The organism is Coleofasciculaceae cyanobacterium, assembly GCA_036703275.1.
Lineage (GTDB): Bacteria > Cyanobacteriota > Cyanobacteriia > Cyanobacteriales > Xenococcaceae > Waterburya.
Genome location: DATNPK010000084.1, coordinates 14,058 through 28,576 on the forward strand (window position 1 = coordinate 14,058; position 14,519 = coordinate 28,576).

The following is a 14,519-nucleotide window of genomic DNA, read 5'->3' on the forward strand; positions in this document are numbered from 1 at the left end:
TCCTTTAGGAGTCCTTTAGGACTGCATCAAGAACACAGATGATTAATTAGCTTACCAACTATGTTTATTTTTTTGATTAAGCACTTGAAGTAAAAGCTAATAGCTAACAACTAATCAATCAACAGCGTAGTCTATCAAGCATGAAAACTGCTGTAGGTTAGTCAATCACAGAAATTTAGGTTATCTTCGGTAAAAAACATTCTATTTAGCTAATGAGTATTAGTAGCCTAGAATTTGAATTTGATCTGATGTGGGATGAATTATTTCCCGATTTAGATTTAGAAACAGAAGTACGGCTAATTCCTAAGCGTCGTTTTAAATTCGACTATGTTAATTTTCCTGCCAAAGTAGCGATCGAAATTAACGGACAAATTTGGCATCAAGGCGGACACAGCACTGGTAAAAGCCTGATGCGAGATTATGAAAAACTCAATTTAGCACAACAATACGGCTACTGCGTTTTTCAACTATCCAAAGAAATGATTACTGAAAGCTGGTTAAGAGCGATCGCCAATACCATTCGTAGTCGTAGTTTAGTTAGTGTTCCTGTAAAGTCTTAACTCCTGAGTTCTGAGTTCTGACTTCGTTTATTGTCTTTGTCTAAATATTTCATAAAGAGCGATCGCTGCTGCCACAGAAGCATTAAGACTAGGTGTTTGACCTACTAAAGGAATCGCGACTAACTGGTCACAGTTTTTTTCAGTCAACTGACTCAAACCTTTGCCTTCGGAGCCGATGACTAGTCCCACTGCACCATTGAAGTTTGTTTCGTAGAGCATTGTATCGGTATCGGCAGTCGTGCCATAGATCCAAAAACCCGCTTCTTTAAGTTTAGAGATCGCTTGGTTCAGGTTTACTACTCTAGCGATCGCCATATTTTCTAATGCCCCTGCTGCTACCTTCATGACGCTAGAAGTTATACCCGCTGCTCTACGTTGGGGAATAATTAATCCTTGAACTCCTAAAGCTTCTGCTGTACGAATAATTGCCCCTAAATTGTGAGGATCTTCAATTCCATCAGCAATCACGATTACAGGGTCAGGAGTCTGTTTTGCCTGGTTAATCAGCTTGGATAAGTCCCAATAAGAATAGGGAGCAACTTGAGCTGCAATACCTTGATGATTGCCCCCCTGGGTTAGCTGGGACAGACGACGGGAATCCACCTCATCGATAATTGTGCCGTTGGCTTTGGCTTCTTTAACCAGGGGATAAAACTGTCCATGAGCCATTAATTTATCGACAATCCAAATGCGATTGATTTGGCGATCGCCTTTTAATGCTGCTAATACGGCATGACGACCATAAGTTAAATCAATTTCTTCCTTCGGTTGCGATGGTGCGATCAGAGCCGAAACTGATTCAGATTGGCTTCTTTTTCTTGGCTGAGAAGAAGTTTTATTGGGTTTCACTGGTAAGTAATCTCAAAGAATAGATTAAAAAAGAGGTTAAATAACTAGCTATTAACCAATGATCGATAACTAATAACAACCCCAATAGGTTAATTTTAAAGAATAAAAGGATTAATTACTAAGTGAATTAAAATCTAATTTGGCTAATAATTCTTGTAACCGCTGCGGATTAGTCAAATGAAGATAGCCAATTAATGCTTCTAAGGCTGTCGCTTGCTGATAGATGGTACGAGATAGACGACGAGGTTTGGCTACACAGGCATTGCGTCCACGACGTAAAATTTCTTTTTCTGTATCGACTAGATAAGGCAAAAGCACTGATAAATGGATCGCCTGACTTTCGGCTCTTACTTGGGTAACAACTTGGCTATGGTAATTAGCCATACGCTTAGGAGGCATTAAGAATCTGGTGCGAACATATAGTTCAAATACAGCATCTCCGATATATGCCAGAGCGATTGGCGACAACTTTTCAAACTGATTAGTTTGAGTTGATTGAGTTGCGGTCGAATCTAGCATAACTCCACAATTTGTTCAAGTTTGAGCCGTGTCTATTGGCGCATTGTTGTTTTTGTCTTGCTCTGGTAAATTCACATCCAAACGGGACGTTAATTTTTGATGTTTTTCATTGCCTCTTCAACAGAAGGCTGGAGAGAAAGAAATTTCTCTAGACGAACTAGCTTTACGGTTTGAGTAACTCGTGGATTAGTAACAACCTGCAAGCTTCCACCAGCAGTTTGTGCCTTTTTAACGAGCTGCACCAAAGCTCCTAAACCAGAACTATCAATAAAATCAATCTGTGCCAGAACCAAAACCAGATTTTTTGGTCCTTCGTCTATACAGTTACCGATGACCTTGCGGAATGCTGGTTCAGAAAAGGCATCTAGTAATCCAGTAAGACGAAATATTTGGTTATTTTCCCTGACTTCACGGGTGCCTCTTAAGCTCACAGTCAGGTTTAGCTGCTCAGGAATAATCTCCTCCTCAACTGTACCTTGATGATTTTTAACAATCAGCACTGTGCCGCAAAACGGCATACTATTGTTAACTTTATCAATGGTAAAGTATAGCCCATTTTTAAGGGTAATGTTAATTAAGCCATTTAAACTAAATCTTTGTCGTATTTTTGTAGACTTAATATAATAAAAAAAATTAATTGATTTGATCCTCACACAAAAAACCCTACTTTCATACCAAAAGCAGGGTTGCAGAGCAAGAGGAATTAATATAAAAAACTGTGTATGGCTGTAAAAACAGTAACCTAAATAGATCATATTTTGAATAAAGCAATGCTATCGCTTTAAATTCTGCAATACATTCGTATAAACACTGAAGTTTTAAAATTATGAATGTCTTTTAAGCTGCTTATTTAAAATTTTGCCCTTGAGAGCTTGATTAATAATAATTTGACCAACCTGTTGAGATTAATCACCGAGAGAACTTTTCGCTTCTAAGCATTCCTAACCAACGACTTAACACTTCGGTACTAGGTTAATAATCTATAGGTTAAGCATAGAGTGTAAAGTAGGCAATAAGAATTAATCTCTAAAATTTGCCAATATTTCTCTTTGCTTTGCCTCTCGAATATAAATAATGTTTATCGATCGTTTAATCTCAAAACTCAATCAAAGTTGCTTCAAGTTATTCCAAACCAATCGCTGGTTAATTGCCTTTTTGGCTTTTGTGCTGTCGCTCCAAGTTGCTATTTTACCTGGCGCGACTCAGCAACCTATCGTCATTAAAACTTTGATTCGTGCAGATGAGGCTCAACAGTTACAGCCTCTGGTTAATAAATTTAATCAGCAGCACGCAGATATTAAATTTCAAATTGTCGAAGCTCCCAGCGATAGCAATCAAGTTGAAGACTTATATACATCTTCCTTTTTATTAGGCAATTCTCCTTATGATGTGGTTTACATGGATATTGTCTGGACTCCTAAATTTGCTGCTGCGGGATGGTTAAGAGATATTTCAGAGCGCCTATCTGCCGAGGAAGCCGAACAATATCTTGAGGCAGACATAGCAGGGGGAATGTACCAGGATAAGCTATATCGCCTTCCCTTCCGTTCTGATGCAGGAATGCTTTACTATCGTCAGGATTTACTAGAACAAGCAGGATATGAACCCCCAGAAACCTTTGATGAACTACTAAAAATCTCCCAGGATTTGCAGCAGCAGAAATTAGCAGACTGGGGATACGTATGGCAGGGTAAACAATACGAAGGATCGGCTGCCATGTTTGTGGAAATATTGCAGGGTAGTGGTGGTTTTTGGGTTAATCCAGATACTTTAGAAGTTGGGTTAGATCGACCAGAAGCGATCGCCGCCGTCGAGTTTTTACGGGAGACGATCGCCCGTAATATTTCTCCCCCAGGTGTTACTACTTATGCCGAAGAAGAGACTCGTTTATTGTTCCAGAATGGCAAGGTGGTTTTCTTGAGAAATTGGCCTTACGTTTATAGCTTGGCAGCCGAATCGGCGATCGCCGGGAAATACAATATTAAGCCAATGGTTCATGCCGTCGGCCAAGATAGCGGGGCAACTTTAGGAGGCTGGGGATTAGGCATTGCTACCAGCACGCAACACCCCGATGCGGCGTGGCAGGTAATTGAATTTCTCAGCAGTGAAGATGCTCAACGAGAATTTGTTTTAGATACTGGTTTTGTCCCCAGTCGTATCGCCTTGTTTAACGATCCTGAAATTGTAGCTAAATACGATTATTACCCTCAGCTACTAGAAGTAGTGCAAAGTTCGGCTCTGCGGCCTCCCATCCCTCAATATGCTCAAGCCTCAGATATCCTACAACGTTACCTAAGTGCTGCCATTACTGGCAAAATAACTCCTGAACAAGCAATGCAAACTGCTGCCAATGAAACTCGAAATTTATTTACCAAATAAGGAATTAAACAAAATAGCCAATGACCAATAACAATGCTTAATAAACAAGAAAAACTTACTGGCTGGCTAATGCTTTTTCCAGCTTTATTTATTTTAAGTTTAATATTTATTTATCCTATTGCCAGAGCTTTCTGGTTAAGCTGGTTTACCGAAAACTTAGGTACACAGCTACAGCCTGTTTTTACGGGTTTGGCTAATTATCAAAGGATGCTGGGAGACGGTAGATTCTGGCAAAGCTTAGGGAATACTTCTGTCTTTACAGTAGTTAGTGTAGTCTTAGAATTGTTTCTCGGCTTAGGCGTTGCCTTGGTCTTGAACAAATCCTTTTTTGGACGCGGAGTCGTGCGGACAATTGCCATTATTCCCTGGGCCTTACCTACTGCGGTTATGGGGTTAGCTTGGGCATGGATTTTCAACGATCAATATGGAGTAGTCAACGATATTCTGTTCAGGTTAGGCTTAATTGATACAGGAATTAACTGGTTAGGCTCACCTGCTTTAGCTATGGTTGCTTTAATTATTGCCGATGTTTGGAAGACTACGCCTTTCATCAGCATTATTTTACTCGCAGGTTTACAGTCGATCTCAGAAGACTTGTATGAAGCCCACAAAATGGATGGAGCAAGTCCGTGGCAAAGTTTTTATCAGATTACTCTGCCACTATTGATGCCACAAATTTTGATCGCTTTATTATTTCGATTTGCTCAGTCTTTTGGCGTTTTCGATTTAGTACAGGTAATGACTGGAGGAGGCCCCGCCGGTTCGACAGAAACAGTTTCGATTTATATTTACTCTACGGTAATGCGTTACCTAGATTTTGGTTATGGCGCAGCTTTGGTGGTAATAACTTTTCTGTTGTTGGTCTTAGCTGTGGCAACTATTTCGTTAATCTTAAACAGAATTCGTACTTAAATTATCTACCTACATTTTAATTAATTTTAATTCGCTGCCTCATTCCTCGTAGCACGTTATCCTTCATCCTCAAAAGAGGGAAGTATATCCCAAGCCTGAACAATGATTGTGCTTAACCATTTGCGACGATCTAGATCCAAAACCAGATCATCTTGTAAAATACTTTCAGTTAACTCTTCTAAAGATTGCCCTTGGCGACGAGCTATTCGAACCACACCAGCGATCGCCGTAGCAATAATTTCTTCGTTGATGGAGTTATTTTGAAGAGCCAATATTTCTTCCGTGTTAGCGGGAATAGAATAATCCATAGATTGAGCCAAGAAATTGAGCGGCAAATTAAGGAGATGTAACAGCTATATACTAATGTTTGAATTTGTCACATCTGAAAGACAAAAATTAATAATTAGATAAGCTTAACTTATTAGTAATTAATTTGACTCAGCTTTAAAACTTCTTAAGAATATATTAATATTATTTATATATGAAAGAGTTAGCCTACATCGAAATACCTACCTCAGATACAACAGGGGTAAGAGAGTGGTTAAAAACCCAATGGCAACCACAATTGGGAACAAAAGCGGCTACGCGCGATGGAATTCGCCTTCAGTTTAATTCATCAGCCTTTAGTGAACTATCAATCTTCGTCTGGCAGCTACAGCGCACTACCTATCTGAAAATCTTTCAATGGGGACAATCGATTCCCCAAGAGGCGCAAATTAAGCAGCAGTTAATTAAAGAAATTCGGGCTAGTTTTCCCCAAAAGTATCCTGTCCCACCCGCGATCGATTTAGCGCAACAGTCTATTTTTGAAGCTTTGGCACAAGCCTATCCTAAAACAGTTCATTTCTTCCAGAAAATGCCCAATGGAGAGTACGATCTCAATCGGGTTTATTGGTGGGAAAAACGCTGGCGTGAGAGTGTTGAAAATCCGCAACAGCCTCGAGAAGTAATTTTTAAAAGTAATTCAGCTTCAAATAACCAACAAGAATACGATCTGATCTATATTGGCGGTGCGTTGGGAGTGATTCACGCTGCGGTGATGGCGCAAAAAGGCTATCGAGTGCTATTGGTTGAAAGACTACCCTTTGGCAGAATGAATCGGGAATGGAATATCTCTCGGGACGAATTCCAAAGCTTGATCGATCTGGGTTTGTTTACTGCTCAAGAATTTGAATCGGTTATTGCAGCAGAATATATTGATGGCTTTAGTAAGTTTTTTGATGCCTATAATCCAGATTATTTGAAGGCTAAGATTTTACATACACCTAAAGTACTTAATGTAGCAATTGATGCAGAAAAACTGCTGCGCTTTTGTGGTGATAAACTACTTCAGGCTGGGGGCGAAATTTGGGACGAAACGGAATTTATTCGTGCTAATGTATCGGATACGGGGGTTACAGTAAAGTTAACTCATTTGCCAACCCAAATCAGCAAACAGGCAACCGCAAGGCTGCTGATAGATGCGATGGGGACAGCTTCACCTATTGCTTGGCAACTCAACGGTGGGCGTACTTTTGATAGCGTTTGTCCTACAGTTGGGGCAGTAATTGAAAGTGGTTTTGCCCCCGAAGTTTGGGATAAAGATTATGGCGATGTCTTAAATTCTCATGGCGATATATCTCGAGGCAGACAGTTAATTTGGGAACTGTTTCCTGGGGGGAACGGAGAACTGACTTTTTATCTGTTTCATTACCATCAGGTACATCCTAAAAATCCTGGTTCTCTTTTAGAGATGTATGAGGATTTCTTTACTATTTTGCCAGAATACCGTCGTTGCGATCTCGAACAACTGGTGTGGAAGAAGCCGACTTTTGGCTACATACCAGGACACTTTAGCACGAGCGATCGCGATCGTACCGTAGCCTTCGATCGTTTGGTGACGATTGGCGATGCTGCTTCTTTACAATCTCCTTTAATCTTCACAGGGTTTGGTTCATTAGTACGAAACTTAGAACGGCTGACTAACCTGCTAAATACTGCCCTACAACACAATCTACTAACTGCCAATCACTTAAATCAAATTAGAGCTTATCAAAGTAATATCTCTGTTACCTGGCTATTTTCCAAAGGAATGATGGTACCTACCGGTAAAACCCTGCCTCCCCAAAGAATTAACTCGATGCTCAATACTTTTTTTGGTTTACTGGCAAACGAATCCCCTGAAGTTGCCGACACCTTTATCAAAGATCGTACTGACTGGTTTACCTTTACTAGATTAGCGTTGATTGCTGCTCGCAAAAATCCTGCTTTATTAATTTGGATTCTGGAGATGGCAGGAAGCAAAGATCTGATCCGCTGGCTTGGTTCGTATTTAACCTTTAACCTAGATGCTTTGAGAAATCTGCTACTGGCTGGCTGGTTTTCTGGTTGGCTGAAACAATCTCAGCCTTGGTTAGAAAAGCAATATCCTGGCTTGTGGCTCAAGCTGTTAAGCTTGAATTATCAATTACGGCATTCAACCAAAGCTGACGATTCAAAGAAGCACGCTCATTCATTACCAAATAGTTAGATAGTCATACAGTAAGTAGCTAAAATTTCAATGCAGTTAGCGATCGCACCTAAATGAGCAATTTCATAACCGTGGGTATTCTGGGTAGGGAAACTTAGACAAGCACCTCGAGAAACATGACCAAACTTCATCGCGATCGAGGCATCACTACCAAAACTATCGATTACGGCTAGCTGTAGGGGAATTTCGGCTTGAGTTGCTGCGGTACGAATTTCCGCATTGAGGAACTCGTCATAAACGCCGTAGTTGTCTTGAGATAACAAAACAGGGGCAATACCCGATTCAATTGGGTATTCATCGGCTAAGGGACAAATTTCTAGGGCAATTAGGGCATCTAAAGTCTGGTTTTGGCTAAAGTATAGTGCGCCAATTGCGCCGACTTCTTCCTTTGCCGATGCTACTAAATAAATATCTACAGGAGGGCTGGCTATCTTGGATGCAAGAGACAGTAAAATAGCCACGGAAGCTTTATTATCTAAGGTATAGCTAGCAATATAGTCTTTGAGACGGAAAGGCTGTTTGCGATGTTTGCCGATGACTACCCTAGTACCAGGGCGTACCCCACAAGTAGTTAATTCTTCCAGACTACACTTAGTTTCTACCCAAGCATCCTCCCAATTCAAAGGCGTGTCTAGCTGCTGAGCTTTTTGCGGTGATTCGTGAGAAACGTGACGTGAGCCAAAAGAGAGAATACCGCTAATCACTTCTCGATCGCCTAAGATATCAACTACCCCTTCGCCATATACCCAGGGAAATGAACCTCCTAAACGGCGCACCTGTAAACAACCATCGGCATCAATGGACTTAACAATCATTCCAATTTCATCCTTATGGGCGGTAATCGCGATCGCTCCCTCGGATTGACCAGGAATTTTAGCAATTACGTTGCCCGCGCGATCCTGCCAAGTTTCTAGGTTTAAAGATTTGAACTGCTTCAGTATGATTCGATCCACCTCTGTTTCCATGCCGCTAGGAGAATGACACAAAACTAATTCTTGGATTTTCTTAAACAGGCGATCATAATCTTTAGCGGGCTTGCTACCATTGGTTTCCATAATTTGGGCGATGTAGTTCGATTGGAATGACTAAATGAATAAATCGCTTATGTCGTTGTCAACTTAAGCTATAAATTTTTTGATGATAATCGATCACTTCTGGTTAGAATCCAAATCATTTTTTTCTGTTTCTTCGTTCGATAACAATTTTTCCACTTCTTTAGGTTTCGCCATTGCTTCTTCTGAATCATTCAGCTGTAGCAGTTTGCTAGCTTCGTTGGCAGCCAAAGGACGACCAAACCAGAATCCCTGCATATTCACGCAGTTCAAGCTACGCAACAACTCAACTTGTTCTTGAGTTTCTACCCCTTCAGCGACTATTGTCAAATTAAAACCTTTGCCTAATTCAATTAATGCGGTCACCATGGCTAAATCTTGAGGACTATCGGTAAGTTGCTGAACCAAAGACCGATCTATTTTTAAAGTGTCAAGAGGAATTTGCTTGAGATATTCTAAAGCCAAAAATCCAGTGGTAAAGCCATCAACCGCAATTTTAACTCCTAAAGCTTTTAGTTGATTAATTAAGTGTCGGCTATGGTCTATATTATCCATCAAGGTGGCAGCACTAATTTCCAATTCTAATAAGCTGGCATCCAATTCGGTTTCGGCTAAGATCTCAGCAAGTTTCTGTGGTAGGCTTGGCTGCTGAAATTGGACCAAAGACAAGCTTACAGTAATCTTGGATGAAGGCAATGCTTGCCTTTGCCATTGTTTGTTCTGGGCGCAGGCAGTGCGAATTGTCCATTCGCCAATTGGCACAATTAGTTTAGTTTTTTCGGCTAATTTGATAAAATTCCCTGGTGCAACCAAACCCAATTCTGGATGTTGCCAACGTAGCAAAGCCTCGACGGCTACAATTATGCCGCTGTTGATATCAATTTGTGGCTGATAATAAAGTTGAAATTCTTCTCGCTCTATAGCTTGTTCTAATAAACCTTCTAATTCTAAAGCTACCAAGGCTTGAGAATTCATGGCTTCGTCATAAAATTGATAACTGCTTTTGTTGTTGCAGGCGCGTTCTAATGCTGTATTAGCACTAGCTAACAAGATTTCTGGATCGACTCCATCCTGAGGATAAACTGCAATTCCTGTAGCACTATTGATTGTAGCCTGAGTGTTTCCTATGGTAAAAGATTGTTTAACAGATTGGCTGATTCGTTGATTAATTTTGGTTACTTCTTCTATATCACTAACTTGAGGTAATAGCAGTGCAAATTTATCCTCTTGCCAACGAATAACTGTATCACCTGCACGTAAGCAGGTGCTTAATCTTTTTTCCAAAGCTAATAATAATTTATGACTTTTTTCTATTCCGATAGTAACATTAATATCAGGCAAAAATTCTAGCTTACAGAACATAATTGCCAATAGTTTTTGAGTTCTTTTGGCAGTGGCGATCGCCGTTAATAATTGTTGATCAAATAATTCTTTCTTATATAGATCTATTGCTATTTTTGAAGCGGTTTCTGGGGAAATACTGGTTACTAAGTTGCGAATAACCAAGCAGATTTTCTCTTCTAAGCCGATATTAATTAAATCTATGTGGACTATAGCTTTAATCAGACTAGTGTTCTGATGGCGTAACAAATATTCTCCTTCTACAGGATTTTTCTCAGCTATGATTCTCCGTAGAATTGAGGCAAACTTTTCTGACTCACCAACCAACTCATAGACATTCATCTGTAACAATTCAGTATTGGAATAGCCTAGTAACTCGCTACAGGCAGAATTTACTTCGACTATTTGCTTAGTGGCTGATTCAACTAAAATAATTCCCTCAAAGATTTGTTGAGTTATTTTACTATAGAGAGATTTAGTCTGCTGTAACTCAGTTTCTAATATTTTCTGCTGACTTATATCCGTAATGTAGCTTCTAATTACCCTTTTTTCAGGTAGATAATGAGCAGTTTGCCAAAAATTTTTGTGGTCTATTTCAATTTCTCTGCTAATTATATTGTCATGCCCCTGATGATATTGAGTAATTAAATTTTCTAAGAGAGGATGCTTTAGTTTTTGATGATGAATATTTTTAAAGTTAATAATTCCAGCGGAATTTATGTAGGTAATATTGCCATATAAATCTATTTCAATAATTGGCTGCGGACTTAGCTCAGCTAAGGAAGTATTTGGCGGATCTTCAACAGGTTTATTACTTTTATAACTGCTATTTTGCTCAGGAGTAACAACCGTCTCTTTATTGATAAAAGTGTCTCGATTAATTACGCCATTTGATTCTGCACTAAGATGAGGTAACCTAAGCTCTTTTGGTTTTGTGATATTGTCTGGTAGCTCTGAAGTAATTTTGTATCTTACCGAAGCATCTCCGCTAAAATGCACCAGATCCCCAGGCTGCAATTCGTGAACCAAACCTTTTTTGCCATTAATATAGATTCCGTTTCTGCTTCTGTTGCCCTGCAAATCTCCATCTAAAATCCAATAGGAACATTGATTAGTTTTAACATCTGTCCTTCTGAGGAGAGTGGCATGATTACGAGAAGTTTTCTGGCATGAAAGAACAATATCGTTACTGGAATGACGACCAATGGAGTAAGTAGCAGCATCAAGATGAATTTCTCTGACAAAAGAAGGATCTTCAATTACTAATATATGTTGAACCCGATCTAAATCCATTATCTGATTTTGGTTATAATTTGTATCCATATTGCTCTGAGCATCAATTAAAATTGATTTTCAAGAAATAGACTTGCAGCAATTCTACTTGAATAATTTAGATAGAAAAATATATTATTAGGTACTATTTATTGCCGATCATAAACTCAAGCATTAAACAGTAGCAAACTTTCCATCATTTACCAGCTATGCCAGATGATAGTCAATTTTATTGTTCCCTAAAGTAGTTATAAAGTATCAGCCCGAATTAATTGTTCATTCGATATTATTAGACAAATAAATATACGAAGCAAAAAAGTAGTGAATTTGCGGTTAGACAATCCTGGAATTGGAGCATAGGCTGGAGTAGATGAATGGTTAATTAATTCATGTTGGCAAGGGTTTGGAGCGCAGCGATCGCAGGTATTAACGCGGTTAAAGTAGGTGTTGAAGTCGATGTTTCAGGAGGACTGCCAAAAATTATTGTGGTCGGATTACCTGATGTCGCAATTCAAGAATCGAGAGAGCGAGTCAAAGCAGCGCTTAAAAATGCTGATTTTGCTTTTCCCGTGCGTAAAATTGTGATTAATCTTACTCCTGCCGATCTACGCAAAGAGGGACCATGTTTTGATTTACCCATTAGCGTCGGAATTTTAGCAGCATCCGAACAAGTAGATCCTCAGCTATTAGGAGACTATCTGTTTTATGGCGAGGTTTCCTTGGATGGTACTTTAAGACCAGTATCAGGAGTACTACCGATCGCAGCAGCAGCGTCAAGAATGGGTATTGCGGGATTGGTATTGCCGCTGGGTAATGCTCGAGAAGCAGCGGTAGTTAACGATATTAATGTATACGGATTTGAGAATCTTAGACAAGTAGCCAACTTTCTCAATCAGCCAGACAAATACCAGCCTGTAATAGTTGAAAATTCACTGGCAAAAGAGCAACCTCTGACTCACATCCCAAATCTAAAAGATGTTAAAGGACAGGTACAGGGAAGACGCGCTTTAGAAATTGCCGCAGCAGGAGGACATAACTTAATCTTTGTTGGGCCTCCAGGCAGCGGTAAAACGATGCTGGCACAACGCCTTCCAGGAATTTTGCCGAGTCTTTCTTTTCCTGAAGCCCTGGAAGTTTCTCAAATTCACTCTGTTGCTGGCTTACTTACGGATCGAGGGCAGTTAATTACGCAAAGACCTTTCCGTAGTCCCCACCATTCCGCTTCAGGACCATCTTTAGTAGGCGGGGGGACTTATCCTCGTCCTGGTGAAATATCTTTAGCTCACAAAGGTATACTTTTTTTGGATGAGCTGACAGAGTTTAAACGCAACGTACTGGAGTATTTACGCCAACCCCTAGAAGATGGTCAGGTAACAATTTCTCGGACTCGCCAGTCAGTGGTTTTTCCAGCACAATTTACCCTGGTTGCTAGTACCAACCCCTGTCCCTGTGGTTATTTTGGCGATCCAATCCAAAATTGTACTTGCTCTGGGCGACAGAGAGAAAACTACTGGGCAAAATTATCTGGACCATTGATGGATCGCATCGACCTTCAGGTAGCAGTAAATCGTCTCAAGCCAGAAGAAATGATGAGACAAACTATGGGAGAAGACACGGCGGCAGTTAGTCAGAGGGTAATGGCTGCGCGTAAGCTGGCAGAACAAAGGTTTGAGTCAGAAACGGGAATTAGCTGTAATGCGGAAATGCGATCGCAGCACCTGAGAGAATTTTGTGTCCTGGATGATGTCAGTCGCAACTTACTAGAATCAGCAATACGTAAATTGGGTTTATCTGCTAGGGCGATGGATCGGGTGTTAAAAGTATCCCGCACAATTGCCGATCTAGCGGGCGATCGCGATTTGCAGAGTAAACATTTAGCCGAAGCAATTCAATATCGCACTATAGACAGGATGCAGTAGATAAACTACAAAAGCAGGTGATAGGGGCAAAAAAAATCAAGTTTAGTTAATAGTAATTAAAACCACAGTCGGTTTTGCTTAACTAGTAAAGTATTAAACCATTACACGATCGGATAAATGAAATGGAAATAGGTATTCCGAAAGAGACTAAAGACCAAGAATTTCGTGTGGGCTTAACTCCCAATAGCGTCCAGGCGTTATCCAGAAATCACACGGTATTTGTCGAAACCAATGCCGGGATAGGGTCTGGTTTTACAGACGAGGAATATCGTGCTGCTGGGGCAAAAATCGTGACTGATGCTGCCGAAACTTGGAATAAAGAATTAGTAGTTAAAGTAAAAGAGCCTTTATCGAGGGAGTATCAATATCTTCGCCCACAACAACTGTTGTTTACCTATCTTCATCTGGCGGCCGATCGCCATTTAACCAAAGCCTTGATCGAGTCTGGCACGACGGCGATCGCTTATGAAACTGTAGAATTGGACAACGGTATGTTGCCTTTACTTTCCCCCATGAGCATAATCGCGGGGCGTTTATCGGTTCAGTTTGGTGCCAGATATCTAGAGAAACAGCAGGGAGGCAGAGGAGTCTTACTAGGCGGTGTACCAGGAGTCGCCCCAGGTCAAGTCGTAATTCTTGGCGGTGGAGTTGTTGGCACAGAAGCAGCTAAAATTGCCATTGGGATGGGGGCAAAAGTGCAAATGATTGATATCAATGTCGAACGTCTGAGCTATCTAGAAAGCCTCTTTGGTTCGCGGGTAGAACTTCTCTATAGTACTTCCGCACAAATAGAGCAGACTGTAGCAAATGCAGATTTGCTGATTGGTGCGGTATTGGTAGTTGGCAAAAAAGCTCCTGTTTTGGTATCTCGTAGTTTAGTCGCTCAAATGCGTCCTGGTGCGGTAATTATTGATGTAGCAGTAGATCAGGGTGGCTGCATCGAAACTCTGCGTCCAACTTCTCATACTCAGCCGACTTACGTTGAAGAAGACGTAGTTCATTTTGGCGTACCTAATATGCCTGGTGCAGTACCCTGGACAGCAACACAGGCTCTAAACAACAGTACTTTACCCTATATTATGCAGCTAGCGAATCATGGTTTATCGGCTTTAGAGAAAAACCCAGGTTTGGCAAAAGGATTAAATATCAAAAACGGACAAATCATTCATCCCGCAGTGCAAGAAGTTTTTCCAGATTTAGTTTAAAT

At 40.5% G+C, this 14,519-nt stretch carries 12 protein-coding genes; 6 read left to right on the top strand and 6 right to left on the bottom strand.

All coding sequences use genetic code 11. The annotated features are described in order from the left end of the window. The first annotated feature begins 212 nt into the window (after positions 1-212). The gene (locus V6C71_16120; GenBank protein HEY9769993.1) at positions 213-560 is read left to right on the top strand and encodes a hypothetical protein; all 348 of its coding nucleotides are present in this window, start codon (positions 213-215) and stop codon (positions 558-560) included. A 27-nt stretch (positions 561-587) separates the two neighbouring features. Here V6C71_16120 and rlmB read toward each other — a convergent pair whose 3' ends face one another. From rlmB to V6C71_16135, 3 genes are all read right to left on the bottom strand, one after another. Continuing rightward, entirely contained in the window at positions 588-1,409 is an 822-nt protein-coding gene (gene rlmB, locus V6C71_16125; protein ID HEY9769994.1) for a 23S rRNA (guanosine(2251)-2'-O)-methyltransferase RlmB, read from the bottom strand. A 111-nt stretch (positions 1,410-1,520) separates the two neighbouring features. Then, positions 1,521-1,928, bottom strand: coding sequence for a ribonuclease III domain-containing protein (locus V6C71_16130; GenBank protein HEY9769995.1), 408 nt, complete (start codon positions 1,926-1,928; stop codon positions 1,521-1,523). Between the two features lie 89 nt (positions 1,929-2,017). After that, positions 2,018-2,428, bottom strand: a complete 411-nt coding sequence (locus V6C71_16135) for an STAS domain-containing protein (protein HEY9769996.1) — start codon at positions 2,426-2,428, stop codon at positions 2,018-2,020. A gap of 574 nt (positions 2,429-3,002) precedes the next feature. Between V6C71_16135 and V6C71_16140 the strand changes: the two genes are divergently transcribed. Together V6C71_16140 and V6C71_16145 are read left to right on the top strand one after the other, a co-directional pair. Further along, positions 3,003-4,307: an ABC transporter substrate-binding protein gene (locus tag V6C71_16140; GenBank protein ID HEY9769997.1), complete on the top strand. Its 1,305-nt coding sequence runs from the start codon at positions 3,003-3,005 to the stop codon at positions 4,305-4,307. A gap of 33 nt (positions 4,308-4,340) precedes the next feature. Next, complete coding sequence (locus tag V6C71_16145) at positions 4,341-5,219, top strand: sugar ABC transporter permease (protein HEY9769998.1); 879 nt, start codon at positions 4,341-4,343, stop codon at positions 5,217-5,219. A 56-nt stretch (positions 5,220-5,275) separates the two neighbouring features. Here the strand turns inward: V6C71_16145 and V6C71_16150 are convergent, their stop codons facing one another. Further along, positions 5,276-5,527: a hypothetical protein gene (locus V6C71_16150; GenBank protein ID HEY9769999.1), complete on the bottom strand. Its 252-nt coding sequence runs from the start codon at positions 5,525-5,527 to the stop codon at positions 5,276-5,278. 173 nt (positions 5,528-5,700) lie between these two features. Here V6C71_16150 and V6C71_16155 point away from each other — a divergent pair, with 173 nt between their 5' ends. Then, positions 5,701-7,728: a flavin-dependent dehydrogenase gene (locus V6C71_16155; protein HEY9770000.1), complete on the top strand. Its 2,028-nt coding sequence runs from the start codon at positions 5,701-5,703 to the stop codon at positions 7,726-7,728. Here the strand turns inward: V6C71_16155 and V6C71_16160 are convergent. Both V6C71_16160 and V6C71_16165 read right to left on the bottom strand, forming a co-directional pair. Further along, complete coding sequence (locus tag V6C71_16160; protein ID HEY9770001.1) at positions 7,725-8,783, bottom strand: M42 family peptidase; 1,059 nt, start codon at positions 8,781-8,783, stop codon at positions 7,725-7,727. The genes V6C71_16155 and V6C71_16160 overlap by 4 nt on opposite strands. 93 nt (positions 8,784-8,876) lie before the next feature. Further along, entirely contained in the window at positions 8,877-11,444 is a 2,568-nt protein-coding gene (locus V6C71_16165; protein ID HEY9770002.1) for an EAL domain-containing protein, read from the bottom strand. Between the two features lie 338 nt (positions 11,445-11,782). Between V6C71_16165 and V6C71_16170 the strand changes: the two genes are divergently transcribed. After that, positions 11,783-13,312 carry a YifB family Mg chelatase-like AAA ATPase gene (locus V6C71_16170; GenBank protein HEY9770003.1) on the top strand — a complete coding sequence of 510 codons (1,530 nt, stop codon included), beginning with the start codon at positions 11,783-11,785 and terminating at the stop codon, positions 13,310-13,312. A 122-nt stretch (positions 13,313-13,434) separates the two neighbouring features. After that, positions 13,435-14,517: an alanine dehydrogenase gene (ald, locus tag V6C71_16175; protein ID HEY9770004.1), complete on the top strand. Its 1,083-nt coding sequence runs from the start codon at positions 13,435-13,437 to the stop codon at positions 14,515-14,517. Positions 14,518-14,519: the final 2 nt, after the last annotated feature.

What these genes read in the sequence shown, in the direction of transcription:
- ald (HEY9770004.1), top strand. Translation starts at nt 13,435, where the DNA reads ATGGAAATAGGTATTCCGAAAGAGACTAAAGACCAAGAATTTCGTGTG.
- V6C71_16140 (HEY9769997.1), top strand. Translation starts at nt 3,003, where the DNA reads ATGTTTATCGATCGTTTAATCTCAAAACTCAATCAAAGTTGCTTCAAG.
- V6C71_16130 (HEY9769995.1), bottom strand. Translation starts at nt 1,928, where the DNA reads ATGCTAGATTCGACCGCAACTCAATCAACTCAAACTAATCAGTTTGAA.
- V6C71_16155 (HEY9770000.1), top strand. Translation starts at nt 5,701, where the DNA reads ATGAAAGAGTTAGCCTACATCGAAATACCTACCTCAGATACAACAGGG.
- V6C71_16165 (HEY9770002.1), bottom strand. Translation starts at nt 11,444, where the DNA reads ATGGATACAAATTATAACCAAAATCAGATAATGGATTTAGATCGGGTT.
- V6C71_16170 (HEY9770003.1), top strand. Translation starts at nt 11,783, where the DNA reads ATGTTGGCAAGGGTTTGGAGCGCAGCGATCGCAGGTATTAACGCGGTT.
- V6C71_16120 (HEY9769993.1), top strand. Translation starts at nt 213, where the DNA reads ATGAGTATTAGTAGCCTAGAATTTGAATTTGATCTGATGTGGGATGAA.
- V6C71_16145 (HEY9769998.1), top strand. Translation starts at nt 4,341, where the DNA reads ATGCTTAATAAACAAGAAAAACTTACTGGCTGGCTAATGCTTTTTCCA.
- V6C71_16150 (HEY9769999.1), bottom strand. Translation starts at nt 5,527, where the DNA reads ATGGATTATTCTATTCCCGCTAACACGGAAGAAATATTGGCTCTTCAA.
- V6C71_16160 (HEY9770001.1), bottom strand. Translation starts at nt 8,783, where the DNA reads ATGGAAACCAATGGTAGCAAGCCCGCTAAAGATTATGATCGCCTGTTT.